General features: G+C 34.0%; 20 protein-coding genes. 8 read left to right on the top strand and 12 right to left on the bottom strand.

Annotated features, from left to right (window positions below):
• Nucleotides 1-3: 3 nt before the first annotated feature.
• Nucleotides 4-354, bottom strand: coding sequence for an aspartate 1-decarboxylase (gene panD, locus FOL89_RS09045; protein ID WP_089745775.1), 351 nt, complete (start codon nucleotides 352-354; stop codon nucleotides 4-6).
• 401 nt (nucleotides 355-755) lie between these two features.
• On the opposite strand from panD, the gene FOL89_RS09040 reads away from it, so the two are divergent.
• Nucleotides 756-1,067 carry an HU family DNA-binding protein gene (locus tag FOL89_RS09040; protein WP_089745773.1) on the top strand — a complete coding sequence of 104 codons (312 nt, stop codon included), beginning with the start codon at nucleotides 756-758 and terminating at the stop codon, nucleotides 1,065-1,067.
• 53 nt (nucleotides 1,068-1,120) lie between these two features.
• Here the strand turns inward: FOL89_RS09040 and pdxH are convergent, their stop codons facing one another.
• A complete protein-coding gene (gene pdxH, locus FOL89_RS09035) occupies nucleotides 1,121-1,762 on the bottom strand; it encodes a pyridoxamine 5'-phosphate oxidase (RefSeq protein ID WP_144282502.1) in 642 nt (213 codons plus the stop codon).
• Between the two features lie 24 nt (nucleotides 1,763-1,786).
• Between pdxH and FOL89_RS09030 the strand changes: the two genes are divergently transcribed.
• Together FOL89_RS09030 and FOL89_RS09025 are read left to right on the top strand one after the other, a co-directional pair.
• Nucleotides 1,787-2,335, top strand: a complete 549-nt coding sequence (locus FOL89_RS09030; protein ID WP_144282501.1) for a YqgE/AlgH family protein — start codon at nucleotides 1,787-1,789, stop codon at nucleotides 2,333-2,335.
• Nucleotides 2,336-2,442: 107 nt separating this feature from the next.
• Nucleotides 2,443-3,024: an N-acetylmuramoyl-L-alanine amidase family protein gene (locus FOL89_RS09025; RefSeq protein ID WP_144282500.1), complete on the top strand. Its 582-nt coding sequence runs from the start codon at nucleotides 2,443-2,445 to the stop codon at nucleotides 3,022-3,024.
• Nucleotides 3,025-3,098: 74 nt separating this feature from the next.
• Here FOL89_RS09025 and FOL89_RS09020 read toward each other — a convergent pair whose 3' ends face one another.
• The 9 genes from FOL89_RS09020 to FOL89_RS08980 all read right to left on the bottom strand — a co-directional run bounded on the left by FOL89_RS09020 (nucleotide 3,099) and on the right by FOL89_RS08980 (nucleotide 13,810).
• Nucleotides 3,099-3,920: an aminotransferase class IV gene (locus FOL89_RS09020; protein ID WP_394344716.1), complete on the bottom strand. Its 822-nt coding sequence runs from the start codon at nucleotides 3,918-3,920 to the stop codon at nucleotides 3,099-3,101.
• A gap of 69 nt (nucleotides 3,921-3,989) precedes the next feature.
• Nucleotides 3,990-4,376 (bottom strand): START-like domain-containing protein, encoded by a 387-nt coding sequence (locus FOL89_RS09015; protein ID WP_089745767.1) that lies wholly within the window; start codon nucleotides 4,374-4,376, stop codon nucleotides 3,990-3,992.
• A 165-nt stretch (nucleotides 4,377-4,541) separates the two neighbouring features.
• Complete coding sequence (locus FOL89_RS09010) at nucleotides 4,542-5,717, bottom strand: aspartate aminotransferase family protein (protein ID WP_144282670.1); 1,176 nt, start codon at nucleotides 5,715-5,717, stop codon at nucleotides 4,542-4,544.
• Nucleotides 5,718-5,816: 99 nt separating this feature from the next.
• Nucleotides 5,817-7,556: an OstA-like protein gene (locus FOL89_RS09005; protein WP_144282499.1), complete on the bottom strand. Its 1,740-nt coding sequence runs from the start codon at nucleotides 7,554-7,556 to the stop codon at nucleotides 5,817-5,819.
• Nucleotides 7,557-7,559: 3 nt separating this feature from the next.
• Nucleotides 7,560-8,033: a Fur family transcriptional regulator gene (locus tag FOL89_RS09000; RefSeq protein WP_089745763.1), complete on the bottom strand. Its 474-nt coding sequence runs from the start codon at nucleotides 8,031-8,033 to the stop codon at nucleotides 7,560-7,562.
• Nucleotides 8,034-8,101: 68 nt separating this feature from the next.
• Nucleotides 8,102-10,093, bottom strand: coding sequence for a KUP/HAK/KT family potassium transporter (locus tag FOL89_RS08995; RefSeq protein ID WP_144282498.1), 1,992 nt, complete (start codon nucleotides 10,091-10,093; stop codon nucleotides 8,102-8,104).
• Between the two features lie 121 nt (nucleotides 10,094-10,214).
• Nucleotides 10,215-11,195: a pyruvate dehydrogenase complex E1 component subunit beta gene (locus FOL89_RS08990; protein WP_144282497.1), complete on the bottom strand. Its 981-nt coding sequence runs from the start codon at nucleotides 11,193-11,195 to the stop codon at nucleotides 10,215-10,217.
• Between the two features lie 107 nt (nucleotides 11,196-11,302).
• Nucleotides 11,303-11,722 carry a DUF2147 domain-containing protein gene (locus tag FOL89_RS08985; protein ID WP_144282496.1) on the bottom strand — a complete coding sequence of 140 codons (420 nt, stop codon included), beginning with the start codon at nucleotides 11,720-11,722 and terminating at the stop codon, nucleotides 11,303-11,305.
• 159 nt (nucleotides 11,723-11,881) lie between these two features.
• A complete protein-coding gene (locus FOL89_RS08980; RefSeq protein WP_144282495.1) occupies nucleotides 11,882-13,810 on the bottom strand; it encodes an LTA synthase family protein in 1,929 nt (642 codons plus the stop codon).
• A 163-nt stretch (nucleotides 13,811-13,973) separates the two neighbouring features.
• Between FOL89_RS08980 and FOL89_RS08975 the strand changes: the two genes are divergently transcribed.
• The 5 genes from FOL89_RS08975 to FOL89_RS08955 all read left to right on the top strand — a co-directional run bounded on the left by FOL89_RS08975 (nucleotide 13,974) and on the right by FOL89_RS08955 (nucleotide 17,420).
• Nucleotides 13,974-14,687, top strand: a complete 714-nt coding sequence (locus tag FOL89_RS08975) for a CDP-alcohol phosphatidyltransferase family protein (RefSeq protein ID WP_144282494.1) — start codon at nucleotides 13,974-13,976, stop codon at nucleotides 14,685-14,687.
• A 73-nt stretch (nucleotides 14,688-14,760) separates the two neighbouring features.
• A complete protein-coding gene (locus FOL89_RS08970; RefSeq protein ID WP_144282493.1) occupies nucleotides 14,761-15,525 on the top strand; it encodes a 3'-5' exonuclease in 765 nt (254 codons plus the stop codon).
• A gap of 49 nt (nucleotides 15,526-15,574) precedes the next feature.
• Nucleotides 15,575-15,976, top strand: a complete 402-nt coding sequence (locus FOL89_RS08965; protein ID WP_144282492.1) for a putative signal transducing protein — start codon at nucleotides 15,575-15,577, stop codon at nucleotides 15,974-15,976.
• Between the two features lie 334 nt (nucleotides 15,977-16,310).
• Nucleotides 16,311-16,916, top strand: a complete 606-nt coding sequence (locus FOL89_RS08960; RefSeq protein ID WP_144282491.1) for a fumarylacetoacetate hydrolase family protein — start codon at nucleotides 16,311-16,313, stop codon at nucleotides 16,914-16,916.
• A 66-nt stretch (nucleotides 16,917-16,982) separates the two neighbouring features.
• On the top strand, nucleotides 16,983-17,420 hold the full coding sequence (locus FOL89_RS08955) for a universal stress protein (protein WP_144282490.1): 438 nt from the start codon (nucleotides 16,983-16,985) through the stop codon (nucleotides 17,418-17,420).
• Between the two features lie 77 nt (nucleotides 17,421-17,497).
• Here the strand turns inward: FOL89_RS08955 and FOL89_RS08950 are convergent, their stop codons facing one another.
• On the bottom strand, nucleotides 17,498-17,731 hold the full coding sequence (locus FOL89_RS08950; RefSeq protein WP_144282489.1) for a DUF6341 family protein: 234 nt from the start codon (nucleotides 17,729-17,731) through the stop codon (nucleotides 17,498-17,500).
• Between the last annotated feature and the right edge of the window lie 17 nt (nucleotides 17,732-17,748).

Genomic DNA, 17,748 nt, shown 5'->3' with positions numbered 1-17,748 from the left:
CATTTAAGTAAGAAGGTTAGTTTTTTCGTCCGGAAATACTATTTTAGGCTGAAAATCTTTAGCCTCTTCAGGTGACATCTGCGCATAAGCAATGATAATGATAATGTCATCACGCTGAACTTTTCTTGCAGCAGGACCATTTAAACACACTTCGCCAGATTTTCTTTTTCCTTTGATAACGTAGGTGTCAAAACGCTCACCATTATTTACGTTGACGATGTAAACCCTCTCTCCTACTACCAAACCTGCAGCATCTATAAGATCCTCATCTATGGTAATACTTCCTATATAATTAAGGTCTGAAGCCGTAACTCTAACCCTGTGAATTTTAGATTTGAAAACTTCTATTAGCATGGTGCAAATTTATTAATAATATTTAAGAAATACTGTTTAAAAAATAAATTACACCCCAATTCAGGCAAACAGCAATAATTTATTTAAAATCAATATATTCAAAATTATTTTAGTGAATTTCTAAAGCATATCTGTAAAACCATAAAGACTTAATACATATTTAAGGATTTAATAATTTAATAATTAAGACGGATAAAATAAACAACATCAATGTACATAAGTACTTGGCATGATTTTAGTTCGTCGAAACATTGATTTTTCGCCTCAATACGAATTATCAATTTTTAACCAATTTTATATAAATTTGAAAAAAAAAATAATTTTTTTATAAATTATTTGCACAATTTGAAAATTGTTTTAAATTTGCTTTTATAACTAACTAACTTTTAATATTAAAAATTATGAACAAGTCTGAATTAATCGACGCAATGGCTAAAGATGCCGGTATTACAAAAGTTGCTGCAAAAGCTGCTTTAGAATCATTTATTTCCAATGTAACCAATACATTAAAAACTAAAGAGGGCAAAGTGTCTTTAGTAGGATTTGGTACTTTTTCGGTATCTGAAAGAGCTGCAAGACAAGGAATTAACCCGGCAACAAAAAAACCGATCAACATTGAGGCTAAAACTGTTGCCAAGTTCAAAGCTGGTGCAGATTTATCAAACGCTGTTGCTGCTGCCAATATGCCAGCTTCGGGTAAAAAGAAAAAATAATCGTCCGATTATAAAAAGCAAAACCTCATCAAAAGATGGGGTTTTTTTAATTTTTATGGTGCTAAACGAGCTATTTTCCAGTCGATGCCATCCAAAGTGTAAATAATCCTGTCATGAAGTCGGTTGGGTCTTCCTTGCCAGAATTCTATTTCGTATGGTTTTGCAATGTATCCGCCCCAGTTTTCAGGTCTAGGGACTTCAGAATTTTCAAACTCTTTTTCCAAAGTTTTCAGTTTTTCTTCTAAAAAATTTCTATCCGGAATTTTCTGGCTTTGTGGAGAAACAACTGCTCCCAACTGACTTCCTTTAGGTCTGGAATGAAAATATCCATCACTTAAATTTTCGGCAATTCTTTCCAAATCAGCTTTTATGATGACCTGTCTTTCTAAAGCAGGCCAGAAAAAATGAAGACATGCTTTATGTGTTCTTTCGATTGCCTTACCTTTCCTGCTATCGTAATTCGTATAAAATATAAAGCCTTCATAAGTATATTCTTTCAGCAATACCATCCTTGTACGGGGACACCCATCTTCTTCTATAGTAGAAAGCGCCATTGCATTAGCTTCTGAAATAGAAGAATTATAGGAAGCTTCCAAAAACCAGTCTCTAAATTGTTCAATAGGATTCTCTTTAATCTCACTTTCAACAAGTTGAGATTTTTCGTAGATTTTTCTTTTATCGTGAAGGTTCTCCATAAATTATTTTTATTAAATTTGAGTATGAATTACTCATACAAAGGTAAAATATTAATTTCCACACCTGATATTTCGGGAGATATTTTTTCCCGTTCGGTAGTACTGATTATTGATCATTCCGAAAACGGAGCTTTTGGTTTGATACTTAACAAGAAAAACAGTACGATGAGTAACCGGTTCAGAAGTTTTTTTGATTTTCCTATTGAAGTATATGATGGTGGTCCTGTAGAAAATGATAAAGTGTTTTTTATTATTAAAGGAAAAAAAATCACTAAAGAATATACCGAGATCAATACTGAGTTTTATCTTACCGAGGATATTGAAAATGTCATCAATGCTGTTTTGCAAAGTGAAATCAGTATTCATGATGTAAAAATATTCTCAGGATATTCCGGCTGGTCTGCCACACAGCTTGATCAGGAAATTCAGAAAAAACTATGGACAGTAGTTGAGGTCTACAACCTGGATTACACCTTACCCAACGATCAGACTTTATGGAAGTCGATTATGCAAAACCTTGGCGGAGAATTTCTTTTGTGGGCAAACGCTCCCGAAGACATCTCGCTCAACTGACGACTACTTCACAGCTAAGCGATATAAATTTAACAAATTTTTAAGCTTTTCTTATTAAATTTTTAAGATACTTTTTACGTTCTTTGATAAACCAAAATCTTCGAACTATGAAAGCAATATCGTTACTCATCTTATCATTACTAACGAGTATTCTTTTTTCATTTTCTCCGGAAAGTAAAAAATATATTGTGATTGATGCTGGACATGGTGGTGAAGATACCGGAGTATCGTTTGAAGGAGTAAATGAAAAAGATATTGTACTGAATATTGCTCAACAGATTAAAAAAGTGAGTGATATAAAAGGTAAGTATGAAATTATCCTTACGAGAGATCGCGATATAAATTCTACTTTGTCAGAAAGAACAGGCAAAATCAACAGACTTAATCCGGAAATGGTTATTTCTCTTCATGTTAACCGAACAGCACAACCTCAAAGTGAGAGAGTTGGTCATGAAATTTTCATTCAGAAAAATCAATCCTCCAGAGTTCTGGCGGAAAAGCTTCAGAAAAAATTAGGAGACTGTCCCATTAAAGAAGAAAACCTTTACATCTTAAGAGAATCAAAATCTCCCGCATTGGTATTAGAATTAGGCTTTATCAACAATAATAAAGATAAAGCTTATATGAACAGCGAAAAAGGTCAGAGAGAAATTGCAGAAAAGATCGCTGATTTCATCAACGAAAATTAAAAAATACATTTTTCTGAGTCTATCAGAATAAAACCCGGTAAAGGACGGCAAGTTGTTTACCGGGTTTGTCAATTTTACAGAAAACTACTTTTCCAATTGCTAACCAGTTCTGAAAAACGATTATTTTCGAATGTTTTATTCCTGATTTTTTTCACCGAAAAAATACCTTTTTCATCAGAAATCAATAATATTTCTTCTGCTTTTTGAGATTCAAAAGCAATGATCTCATGTTCCTGAACATCCGCCAGATTATTCTTGTGAAGATAAGTTACAAAATTTTCCATCAAAGGCGAAATATAAGCTCCTTCAGACTGCTTGGGTATCTTGATTATATCACCTTCCATAAAAAGAAGATTTCCTTTTGTGGAACGTGCAATTCTTTTGTTAGGATTCAAAAGCATTACATCATCCAAATCATTTTCCTGCGCATAAATTTCAGCATAAATATTCTCCGGACAATGAACACGTATATTACTCAAAAGATTGCTATTGACGTTGATTTCTTTAATTAAATCAAGCTCCAAAGGTCTTTTCTGAATAGCTAAAACATCCTCAATTTCATTTACCTGAAAATAATAAAAAACAGAAGATTTTGAAAGGGTAACCCCATCAGAGTTTCTGTAAACCAGAAAATTGATGATCCCGTTTTTAATTCCACCTTCATCAATTACTTTTGAAGTAAAAAGATTCTGAAAAAACTCCAGCGTATAGCTTAAAGGAATATTCAGTCTCATTTTTCTCATAGATGCCATCAGAAAGAAATAACATTCCTCTTCCATGATCAGTTTGGAATTTCTTACAAAAAACGAAACTTCAACAGCATCCCCCGAAAGAAAAGCACGGTTGATCTGTTCCGGCTTTCCTGATGTGAAATATAAATTTTCCAAAATAAAAATTTTTATAAAAAAATAATGAACGATAAATCGTCCATCAGTTTTATCAGTTTAATATAATGCAGCAATTACTTAGGCCGCGCCCAATTTTATTCTAAGATTTTCGATAAGATTTTCCCAGTAAAGCGCATTTTCTTCTTCATCTCCTTCTTCACAAAAGTCTGTAATATTTAAAGCTAAATCTTCCGTAATATCATCAATTGTAATGGTCATTTCAAAAAAATGCTTCGTTCCCTCGTCTTCTTCCCATCTGAATCTCACGAAACTCTCAGGCTTATATCTGATTAAAGTTGCTTTCTCAGCAGGTCCTCCGTTCCAGCTGAAAAAGAAATCATCCCCTTTTTCTACTACCTCATCTGCAAACCATTCTGACAAACCTTCTGCACTTGCAAGATATTCGTACAAAATCTCTGACAAACAATGCATTGGAAACTCATAATGGACTTTGTGTTTCGCCATATATCTATATTTTTAACGTCACGCAATATATAAATTAATTTTTTTATTACGCAAAATTCTTATTACTTTTTTGTATAATCTTTATGATATTTATCAGAAATAGTTTAAATTATATTTCTCACAAATAATGATTGAAACAACAAGAAAAATAACCGTAAAATTTCATTAATTTTCTTTGAGTACCTCTAAAATTATCTTACATCCTTCTGTAATTTCTTCTTTAGAAATAGTGAGCGGAGGAGAAATTCTGAGATATTCATTCTTATAAAGCTGCCAGAAAACGACAAGTCCTTTTTGCATACATTTTTTTGCCACTTCTAATGTATATTCCGGAGTACCGAGATTCACCGCAAGCATCAATCCTTTTCCGTTGATGTTTTTAATTTTCGGATGTACCAGAAGTTCTCTGTATAGTTTTTCTTTCTCATCTATCTCATTCATTAAACCGCTTTCAAGAACTTCTTTCAAAGTAGCATGTGAGGCAGCTGCAATAAGAGGATTCCCACCGAAAGTGGTAATATGTCCCAATTTAGGAGAATGAGAGAGGGTTTCCATGATTTTTCCTGAACTCATAAAAGCACCTACAGGAACGCCCCCACCCATTCCTTTTCCCATGACAAGAATATCCGGAACAATTCCAAAATGTTCAAAAGCAAATAGTTTACCCGTTCTTCCAAATCCAGGCTGAATTTCATCTAAGATCAACAAAGCACCTACTTCCTCACATCTTTTTTTAAGCTGAATCAAATAATTTTGATCCGGAACTAAAAAACCTGCTGCTCCCTGAATGGTTTCAAGAATAACACCTGCTGTTTTTTCAGTGATTTTATCCAAATCATTTACATTATTAAATTCAATAAATGAAATCATCGGCAGCAAAGGACGAAATTCCCTTTTATGAAATTCATTTCCAGAAACACTTAATGCACCATGCGTATTTCCGTGATAAGAATTTTTAAATGAAACAATTTCTTCTCTTCCCGTATATCTTTTGGCAAGCTTCAGACTTCCATCAATCGCTTCTGCACCACTGTTGACGAGATACGTCACTTCCAGCGGATCTGGTGTAGATTCAGCTAATAACCGGCACAACTCGACAGGTTTTTCCTGAGCATATTCTCCGTAAACCATTACATGAAGATATTGGTCAGCCTGTTCTTTAATTGCATTGACTACTTTTGGATGTGAATGTCCTAACGTATTGGCAGAAACTCCCGCTACAAAATCAAGATATTTCTTACCATCCTTACCGAAAATATAGCTTCCTTCTGCTTTTTCTACCTCAAAACCGGCAGCAAAAGGTGTGGTCTGTGCCTGATATTTAAAAAAATCTTTTTGAATTTCCATTGTCTGAAAAAATTTAGGCAAAGCTAAAGAAGATTTAGGAAAGAGGGAAATTATAGGCATTAAAAAAGACCAGTGTAAAACTGATCTCTTCTATTATTTTCTTACCCTTTTTGGTTTTTTGCCTTCTTCTTTGGCTTTCTCGCGATCTATTGCTTCTTTCGCTTTGTTATAAAGTCCGTCATTTGGAATGTATTGTATTTCTTCATAGTTAGGAGTATCTACGAGAATATCCTGCCATTTCCTGATTCTGTCTTTGGTATTCCAGTTGAAGTCGGGAAACTTTCTTTTCTCTGGCTCTATCTTGCTCATCGGATACGTGGTAGATGTAGCACCAATACTGCACGAGATAATCTGCAGCTTTTGTTCTTCAAACAAAGAACCAATAATTCCGCAGGATGTTAAGGCAATTCCTACTCTTTCCTGCTTTTTTGTCGTTTTGTTTTCTTCGTCCGCAAACGTAATTGCCTGTGCATTTCCAATGACCTTCACCTCTTTGATGTCTTGCCCTTCGTAATAAACCGTCATCAATTTACCTTTCACCTGATTAAACTCATCCAGCAGGTTTAAAGAATCTACTTTACTGATCGCCAAAGCGTTTCCTATAACTTTTAGAGAATCTATATTTTCGGTTTCGGTATTAAAATAAGCTTCAATTTTATCTCCGGTCACCTGCTTTTCACCACTCCATAGAATAGGCTCTGTGTACATATGCATGATGCCGTCAGTCTCGTTAAAAGCGATAGAATCTGCTCTTCCCTGTGCATTAGATTTGTAAATTCTTGCTTTTCTGAATGCTCTTAGAAAACTTTTCTTTTTGGTAATATCTGCAGAATCTGGCTTTTGATAAGAAAGAATTTTTTCTGAAGCAAAATAAATAGAATCTTTTTCTAAGATTTTCACCGCATACGGACTTTTCGTCATCATTGCAGAATCTTTCTTCTCGAAAATTTCTCCATATCCCCCTTTCAGATATCTTTTTTCCAGAGGATCATCCAGTGTCACATTTCCGGTAGCTTTGCCAAATCCTGTCAGCTGATTGTAGTACATTTCGTCTCCCGTAAGAATTTTATCGTTATAAAAAATCTTGGAATTTTTGGTAAGAAATGACTCTTTGGTGTTGAGGTTATGCGTCCCTTTTTCAGTAACAATTCTGTTTTTAGGATTTTTATTATTCGTTATTACAGTATACCCATTGATATCTACAATATTGGTATTCTGATTCTGAACTACATTTCTTCCTTCCAGAGTATAATCATTATCCACAATTTTTACATCTCCGGAAAGATCTACCACTCTCGTTGTTAAATAATAAGTTGCAGATTTTGTATAGGTTGTACTTTTCCCGTCAAAGATGGTTCCTCCAGTATTAAAATACGCCTGGTTTGCCATTCTGTCGTAGTACATTGTCTGAGTTTTGATGACAGTTCCTTTCGGATCTGTAAGCACTACATTTTTTTTGGCAACTCCTTTCTGGGAATTTCCGTCATATTCCATTTCGGCAGCAGTAATTACAGAACCATCAGAATTCTGAAGTTTTGTATTTCCCATTGCTCTTACAAAGTTTTCTTCTTCGTAAACGACTACTTCATCTGCATACAATATTGAACCCTGATGCTCTATCTGAACATTTCCTACAAAGTAGCGATTCCCATCATACTTTGTATCTTTTTTGATTTCGTCTGCATTGATGATGTGAATCCTATTTTCAGGACTGCTTTTCGGAGGCTGATTTTTTACCGGGTTTTGTAAATAAGGATCTCGTTTTGCGGGTTTTGTATTCTGCGCAAAAATAGCTGAACTTATCAGCAAAAAAAGGAAAAGAAAAATTCTCATTGATCAGTCATTCTTTGTACCGTAAAAATACAGCGAATGAGAATCAATTTTCACACCAAAAGCGGCTTCTATCGATTCTTTAATCCCCTGAATCCTAGGATCACAGAATTCTATAATTTCTTCAATCTCTTTGTCTGAGTCTTTCTTGTAAATCACAAGATGATCATGCTGCTTGTCAAAGTAAGACTTTTCATATGAAGAAGAAGTAAGGGTTTTTTCACCAAACTGATGTTTGCGGATCAAACCTGCATCAAGAAAAATTTCTATTGTGTTGTAAATTGTAGCTTTAGACACATGGTATTTCTTCTGCATCATCAGGAGATACAGATCATCCACATTGAAGTGATGATCCATATTGTAGATTTCCTCTAAAATTGTATACCTTTCAGGTGTATTCCGAAACCCCTTTTCCAGAAGGTAGTTACGCAAAACATCCTTTATCAGTGTTATATTTTTTTCTTTTTGTAAAGTATCCATTAAAAAATTTATACTACAAATTTATTGATTTTTATTTAAATGGAAACTACCCTGTTTTCATCAAAATATTATGACTTGCATCTGAAAAATTCGGATTGCTGTATCTTATTAGAGGAAATTGTTTCTTCTGTGAGCGGTGCAGATTCTACGACAACATTATGAGAAGTTACTCCCCATGATTTGAAATCATCACTTCCGATATACTTCACAAAATTATAAATATTGAGTGTTATTTTTTGCTTGACCGTCAAGAGAATATCATTAATGTATGTATTGTCAATAATTACATATTTCAGATCTGGCGGAATATTATGAGCTCTCAAAGACGGATGGCTGCTCCTTGACGGAATAGTTCCTTCCGCCATCATATCTTTCAGCACCATGTTGAAATAATCATTAATTCTCCTGTCTACTTTAAATCCTAAAAGAAAATTGATTTTATAGATCGTTCCCGGCAGAATTTCATCAATACTGTATTTGAATGTGTAGGGATCTTCCTGATTAACAATACTTAAAATAAAGTAATGATCAGCTCTTTTCGGCTGTTTCTTGATAATGGAATAAATGATCTTAGATTCAATCTCATCATGTCGTTTTGCACGGCTTAAGTAGGCAAGATTGGTACAATATTTCGGAATTGTCTCATCAAGTTTCATATCTTTTATGATAGAAACATATTTTCCTATTTTAACATAATTGGTAAATTTTGCTTTTAGCAGCCTACCGTTGTACCATGCATACATACATACCGCTATGAATCCTCCTAAAACGATGGTAAGCCATCCTCCTTCAAAAAACTTCAGAACATTTGCATAGAAAAATCCTAATTCTAAAGTAAGATACATTGCGACAAATCCAAAAATAAAGATTTTATTAAGTCTGGTCCGGCTAAGCCAGTAAGTAAGTAAAACAGTCGTCATCAGCATTGTGATGGTAATCGTTAAACCATACGCTGCTTCCATGTGTTCTGACTTCTGGAAATAAATGACAACAATAAAACACAGGAACATCAATCCCCAATTGATTCTCGGGATATACATCTGACCTTTGACTCCCGAAGGATACTCAATATGCTGGTTGGGCCAGAATGAAATAGACATTGCCTCAGAAAACATGGTAAATGAGCCGGTAATTACAGCCTGACTTGCAATAATTGCGGCTGCTGTAGCTAAAACAACTCCCGGTAAAACTGCCCATTCAGGCATAATTCCAAAAAACGGATTGACACCTGTAAAAACTTTCTGATAATTATCTAATAGCCATGCTCCCTGTCCTAAATAATTAAGAATCAACATTACTTTTACAAAAATCCAGCTTACCCGAATATTTTTTGCTCCGCAATGTCCTAAATCGGAATACAAGGCTTCTGCTCCGGTTGTGCATAGAAAAACCGCTCCCATGATTACAATTGCACTTGGAGAATGGGTAATCAGGTTGTACGCATACATCGGATTGAATGCCTTTAGTATTTCTAAATGATCAAAAATATGCATAGCTCCAAATCCGCCTAAAACCACGAACCAGGTAACCATGATAGGACCAAAAAACTTTCCGATAGATGCGGTTCCGAATTGCTGAACCAGAAAAATAACTAATAAAATGACTAATGTAATATAAACTACAGGGGTATTGGGATTGTAGATCTTCAGTCCTTCAATTGCAGACATTACCGTTAATGAAGGAGTAATTACACTGTCTGCAACTAATGTAGAAGCCCCGATAATTGCAATGATATACAACCATTTTTTCTTGAGTCTTTTTACCAGAGAATATAAAGACAAAATTCCACCTTCGCCTTTGTTATCAGCTCTCAGAGCAATAATAACATATTTTACGGTTGTCTGTAAAGTTAATGTCCAGATGATACAGGATAAAGCTCCTTCAATGTATTCATCAAAAGGCATCAAAGCACCCTCTTTTCTTGCATTTACAATGGCTTTCATTACATAAAGTGGTGAGGTACCAATATCTCCGAATACAATTCCCAGAGAAACAATAACTCCAATAAATGAAAGCTTTTTAAGATCAAAATGGTGACCTCCTTCTGTAACTTCTGACATTTCAGCTAATTATTTAAAGGCGCAAATTTATATCAAAATTATGACCCTTCCTCATATTAGTTATGAATAGTATAAATGAAAAAACTTCCTTTCGGAAGTTTTTCTCTATAATCTTACTTAATTATTTTACATACATTGCTTTTTTGATTTCCTCTTTTACTTTTTCAAGTTTCGGAAACCACTCTGCAAATAATGCAGCCGAGTATGGAGCCGGAGCATCCGGCGTTGTAATTCTCTTGATCGGCGCATCAAGATAGTCAAATGCTTTTTGCTGTACCATATAAGTAATTTCAGATGATACAGAACCAAAAGGCCATGCTTCTTCCAGAATTACAAGTCTGTTTGTTTTCTTCACAGAAGCCAAAACAGTATCAAAATCTAACGGACGAACCGTTCTTAAATCAATCACTTCAACAGAAATACCTTCTTTAGCCATATCTTCTGCTGCCTGAATTGCCAATTTCATGATCTTACCAAAGGAAACCAATGTTACATCGGTACCTTCTCTTTTGATGTCTGCTTTTCCGATTGGTAAATAATATTCTTCTTCAGGAATTTCCATTTTATCACCGTACATCTGTTCAGATTCCATGAAAATTACCGGATCATTATCCTGAATAGCTGTTTTTAGTAAACCTTTCGCATCATAAGGATTAGAAGGAACGACCACCTTAAGACCAGGACAGTTAGCAAACCAGTTTTCAAATGCTTGTGAATGTGTTGCTCCCAACTGACCCGCCGAAGCTGTAGGACCACGGAAAACGATAGGACAATTCCACTGACCGCCACTCATCTGACGGATTTTAGCAGCATTATTAATAATTTGATCTATACCTACCAAAGAGAAATTGAAGGTCATATATTCTACAATCGGTCTGTTGCCGTTCATCGCTGCTCCTACTGCAATACCTGTGAAACCAAGCTCAGCAATGGGTGTATCTATCACTCTTTTAGCACCAAACTCATCCAGCATTCCTTTAGAAGCTTTGTAAGCACCATTGTATTCTGCAACTTCCTCTCCCATTAAAAAAATGGATTCGTCTTTACGCATTTCCTCGCTCATTGCCTGTGCAATTACCTCACGAAAAGTATATTCTGCCATAGTTATTTGAAAAATTTAGAGTACAAAAATAGTGTTTTTTATTATTTCTATCATAAAAAAAGACAACTCATTGCAGAGTTGTCTTATGTTTTTTAATAGGTTGTAAACTATTTAACTTTTTGCCAAACCTGAGTTCTTCCTAAAAGAGAAAAACCCATATAACCTCTTACATTAAGTTTATCACCATCTTTTGTGATGGTACATTTATATGTTTTTCCGGTTTTAGGATCTGTAATGGTACCTCCTGTAAACTCATCTCCGTCTTTTGCTAATCCTCTTATGATTTCCATGCCCAGGATCGGTTTTCCTTTTCTGTCATCTTTACAGCCAGAACAATTTGGATCTGCAGGTTTAATTAATAATTGGGAAACCTTACCATAATATTTTCCGTCAGACTTTTTATAAATTTCTACGATAGATTTTGCTTGTTTAGTTTCATCATCTATGGTTTTCCATTTTCCTTCAATCTGTGCAAAAGACATTATACTGAATAAAGAAAGTACTAATGTTGCTAATAATTTTTTCATATTAAATTCTGTTTAATTTTATTTATAGATTAATAAATCATTGATTAGTTAAAAATAGAAATAATTTTTAAAGAGACAAAGAATTTTGCTATTCTTTGCATAAATAAGAAAAGAGTACTATTTCCATTGTAAAAATTTTACTGCGGCTATATTTTTCAATCAATTTAACTTTCGATTGATCACCCGATTCATATAGTCCTGATACCAGGCTTTAGCAACCTGCTCCCCTTTTTCAGTTTCAGGAGTCTTTATTTGATTTACCAAATTTTTTTCAAATCCTAAATCCGTTTTATTATAAATACCGATAACTTCTTTTCCATCGAAACGATAGATATAATTACCGTAAATAAACTGTTCGGAAGCTCCATCAGAATTGATAATTAGAGGAATATATTTTTTTTCACTTACAAGACTTCTTCCCCAGCTTCTGATTTTTTTATTATATCCTATCAGATCTGCCAAAGTAGGATAAATATCCATCTGTTGTGCTAATTCTTCATTGATGCCTTTCAGATGATATTCTGGATTGGGAGAATAAAACATCAGTGGAACAGCAAAACGGTTCATTGCTTTTTCATATTCAGGATAAAAAACCTGATTGGTATGGTCTCCTGTAAAAACGAAAATGGTATTTTTGAACCACGGCTGTTTCTTAGCCGTCTCAAAATATTGCTTGATAGCATAATCTGTATATTGCATTGGCTCATGCATTTGGATATTTCCCTTTTTAAATTTACCATTGTATTTCTCAGGAATTTTAAAAGGATGGTGCGATGATGCCGTAAAAACGGTAGCCATAAACGGTTGTTTTTTTCCTACATTTTTAGCAAAATACTGCAAAAATGGTTCGTCCCAGATTGCCCACATCCCGTCGAAGTCCTGATCTCCGTGATATTCATCTTTTCCGAAATAGTGTTTAAAACCTAAAATATTTCCAAAGCCCATAAATCCCATCGAACCATTCGGTGCACCATGATAAAAGGAAGTATCATATCCCATATCGTTACACACCGAAACAATCGACTGAATTTTCTGATTGGAATAAGGTGAACTTGTAAAAGCATCCGTTAAACTCGGAATTCCTGCCAAAATACTGCTCATCCCATGAATCGACTGTCTTCCGTTAGCAAATGTATTAGGAAAAATTAAACTTTGATCAGCTAAGCTATCAATAAAAGGAGTGTAAGAAACATAATCTTTGATATTTTTATCTTTGTTAAATGCTCCCGAATATTCTCTGCCAAAAGACTCAACAATAAAAATAACGATATTGGGTTTATCCTGAACTTCTCTGTCGTACATTTTATAGGGATTGATATTTTCATCAATAAATTGCTGATCAACAAAATGTACTTCTTTAAAATTGTTAGTTCCTAATGTTCTGAAAAACGAAAAAGTAGAATTGAGGACAATATTTCCCTGCAAAGGATTTTTCACAAATTTATTGGCATCGACAAGATTAATTGGTCTTGTACTATGCTTAAAATCTCCCCTTATTCCGCCAACAATCAGAACCGCAGAAATACATAAAGTTACGATGGATAAAACAAAGTAAGGAACAAGCTTTACGGGTTTCCGCTCCCGGATTTTAAACTTTTTATAAAGAAAAACCCACAAAAACATTAAAGCAATAAACCAGATCAACACAAAAGGATGTTCTGCCAGTGAAACAGTAAAAACTTTAAAAATATTCGTCTCGTTTTTTGCTACCTGAAAAGCTGCCGATGTCAATCTTGCCTGAGAAAATTTGTAATACACAAAATCACCGAAATTCATAGCATAAGCAATTCCGTTGGTGATAAAATACAGCCAGATAAGAAATTTCTGATATCCTCTTTTAGTATTGATCACTATCGGAACAAGGCTTAGAAAAATAAACAATGAATTAACATATAAAATTGCAGTCGTATCAAATGCAACCCCATGAAAAGCCAGTCCCAAATAGTCTGAAACACTTGCTACTTTAATTAAATTCTTGTTGAAAAACCAAAATAAAAGTCTTGCGACCTGATAAAAAACAAATGCCAAAAAAATCCTATAGCATAAAACCAAGATTTCTTCCTTTCTGAATTCTTTAAAAAATTTCATTACAATGTCTCGTTATTTTTAAAGACGAAAAAACATCAGATTTCTTTTAAATTTTAACTGACCTATGATTTCGCTGTGCAAATTTAAGTTAAATTCATTGCAAGTTAATTTTTACTTAATATTAATTAAGGTTAAAGTTTTTAAAAACTGTAATTTTGTTCCCATGAATTTTATTAAAAATAATCTGGCAAATGCACTCACACTGGGAAATCTTTTTTCAGGATGTGTAGGTGCTGTACATTTGATTTCAGGTGATTACAAGACAACAGCGGTATGCATTATTTTATCTTTAGTTTTGGATTTTTTTGATGGTTTTGTCGCAAGAGCTCTGAAATCCAATTCAAATCTAGGTGTACAGCTGGACTCTTTAGCAGATATGGTAAGCTTCGGGTTTATTCCGGGATTGGCAATGTTTAAAATGCTGGAACCTTTCGGAAATGAAGTTTTAGGAATGCATCTTCCATTTGAAGTCAAATATTTAGGATTTTTAATCACCCTTTTTTCTTGTTTAAGACTCGCTATTTTTAATCTGGATGACGAACAGAAGTATTATTTTAAGGGATTGAATACCCCTTCCAATACGATTTTGATTTTTGGATTATTGTATGCTTTTAAAGAAAATCAGAGTTTTGAGTTTTTATTAAGTAATTCTTTTTCACTATTGATTTTAACCATAATTTCATCATGGCTTTTAATTTCTCCAATCAAAATGATAGCAATGAAATTCAAGTCGATGAAATTGCAGGATAATTACCCTAAATTGGCTTTGCTGATCGGCTCAATTATTATTTTAATTATCTTTAAAGCTGTCGGAATTCCGATGGTGATTATTTATTATATTTTAATTTCTCTTTTATTCCAAAAACAATTAAAGTAGAAATATTGGCTAATGAAAGCTAAAAGTTTTCATTCTCAAATTAACACATTCTCAAATTTTCAAATTATAAAAAATGAACTTAAAACTACATAAACCTCTTTGTATTTTTGATCTTGAAACCACAGGAACCAACATCGGAAAAGACCGAATTGTTGAGATCTGCATCTTAAAAGTAAATCCGGATTCGTCGAGAGAAAGCAAAACATGGAGAGTAAATCCTGAAATGCCTATTCCGCTTTCTTCCAGTGAGATTCACGGAATTTATGATGAAGATATAAAAAACGCTCCGACTTTTAAACAAATTGCTCCAAAAATTGTAGAAATGATTTCAGGAGCAGATTTGGGAGGATTTAATTCTAACCGTTTTGATGTTCCTTTGCTCGCAGAAGAATTGCTTCGCGCAGATTTTGATTTTGACTTAACTAAATTCAAATTAGTAGATGCGCAAACCATTTTCCACAAAAAAGAACCGAGAAATTTGGGTGCAGCATATCAGTTTTACTGCGGAAAAACTTTAGAAAATGCCCATTCTGCGGAAGCAGATGTTTTAGCAACTTTTGAAGTTCTTGATGCTCAGGTCGGAAAGTACGACGACATTTCTAATGAAATTGCTGAACTGAGCGAATTTTCAACCCAAAATAAATTTGCCGATTTAGCAGGAATGATACACTACAACGCAAAAAATCAGGAAATCTTCGCGTTCGGAAAATACAAAGGACAGGTGATAAAAGAAGTTTTCCAAAAAGATTTGGGATATTTCGGATGGCTTCAAAATGCTGATTTCCCGTTGTATACCAAAAAAGTTTTCACTAAAATACAGCTTTCCAGTAAATTTTAGATAATTCTTGCAGTAAATCTTCGATTTGCTGTAAAATAAAAATTAAAAAATGAATAATTTAGTTAAGTTTAAATTCTACGAAACGGCGCTGGAAGCCAACCGTGACAAGCAGATTCTCGCTGAGAACGGCATCAACAGTTTTATTGCTAACGAACAGCTCATTCAGTCGGACTGGCTCCTTTCACAAGCAGTTGGCGGCATCCAGCTGCAGGTTTTTGAAAATGACTTTAACGAGGCTGAAAAAATTCTAAGGGAATATAAAGAAAATGAAAGTTTTACTCTTGAGGTAGAGCACACCATTGAGAATCCCGATTTTGATTTTGTATGTCCGGAATGTGGCTCCAATCACCTTTACAAAGACGACAGCTCAACAAGTTTTTTTGGAATTTCTATTTTATCAAGCGAAAACTACGTGTGCTATTATTGCGGAAATAAGTTTAAGGCAGGATGATAAAATTCCCATCCATTGGAGGGGTGGCAAAAATTTTTCTGAAATTTTTGACGGGGTGGTTAAAAAAAAGTGAATAATGAATTGCTGATTGTGAATTGTTTTTCCCCATATAAATATTGAAAATGTACAATTTAAAATTTTGCACTCCTCTCTTCATAGCCCCGATTGCAGCGGCATCCTTTTGTGGAGCAATGCGGAACAAAAGATATAGCGGAAAGCGGGAAACAGCTCTTTAAAAACATCTTTGATAATTAATTTCGTATTGCATAACTAAAGCCTGATTTAAAATATCAGTATAACTTTATAGCGTATTAAAAAATAATAAAATCTACATATGAAAATAATCTGCATAGGAAGAAATTACAGCGAACACGCAAAAGAACTGGGAAACGAGATTCCTGAAAATCCGGTAATTTTTATGAAGCCGGATACAGCAGTTTTGAAAGGAAACGATTTTTATATTCCGGAATTTTCTGAAGATGTACATTATGAACTGGAAGTAGTCGTAAAAATATCAAAAGGAGGAAAATATATTCAGAAAGAAACTGCCCACAAGCATTATGAAGAAATCGGTCTGGGAATAGATTTTACGGCAAGAGATCTTCAAAGCGAGTTAAAATCTAAAGGCTTACCGTGGGAACTGGCAAAAGGTTTTGATGGTTCTGCGGTAGTAGGAAATTTCTTCAAAAAAGAGAATTATAATCTTGAATCACTGAATTTTTCATTATTAAAAAACAAAGAAAAAGTTCAGAACGGAAATACAAAAGATATGATCTTTACCATTGATGACATTATCGCTTTTGTTTCACAATACTTTACATTGAGAGTCGGAGATTTAATTTTTACAGGAACTCCAAAAGGTGTAGGAAAAGTCTCCGAAAATGATATTCTTAAAGCATATCTGGAAGATGAAAAAACTTTAGATATAAGAATATTATAATAGTAAAATTGCTTTTTTGGCTGCTTTTTTGTTATCTTTAAAGAACAAAATTACAAATCAAAGATTATGATAAATATTGTATTACCTGTAGATTTTGGCGATAAGACAGATCAGCTCATTGATGGTGCTGTAAAATTTGCTAAAGAAGTAAATGGTAAAATCTGCCTTATTCATGTAGCTCCTACCGATATTGGCTTTGCAATTGGCGATATGGGTTATCAGTATTTCCCTGAAATTGAGGAAAACGAAATTCGTGAAGAATTGGTGCTTTTAAACAAATTAAACCAGAGAATTCTGGCACAAAATGTAGATTGCGAACATATTCTGAAACAAGGTATTGCAAAAGATATTATTCTGGAATATGCTGAAATGAAAAATGCACATTATATTGTGATGGGATCTCACGGCAGAAGCGGAATTTACGATGTTTTTGTAGGAAGTCTCACCAAAGGTTTGACCAAAAGCTCAACAATTCCGGTTTTGGTACTTCCGATTCACGATTGAAACTGAAAATAATAAAACTCTATAAAAAAGACCGATCAAATAAATATTGACCGGTCTTTTTCTATATAACCAATTAATTAACCTTCTTTTTTAAAGATCTTAGGATCGTAATAAGGATTTTTTCCTTCTGTTGGAGAATAATATTCTTTGTCTTTGTCGCCTCCAAGCGTCACCACAAGCACATAGCACCAGTATGTAAAAAGCACACAACATACGATGAATAAAATCCAGTTTAATACATTTCCAAAAGTATCGAAAAAACCGAAAGACCATTTGAAAACTCTGCTTAAGAATAGAAAGAAAGACGTCATTATTTTCCTTTTTTAAT

It is taken from the genome of Chryseobacterium echinoideorum (assembly GCF_007474535.1).
GTDB lineage: Bacteria > Bacteroidota > Bacteroidia > Flavobacteriales > Weeksellaceae > Chryseobacterium > Chryseobacterium echinoideorum.
The sequence above is the reverse complement of the archived record's forward strand: the minus strand, read 5'-3'. Positions and strand labels throughout refer to the sequence as shown.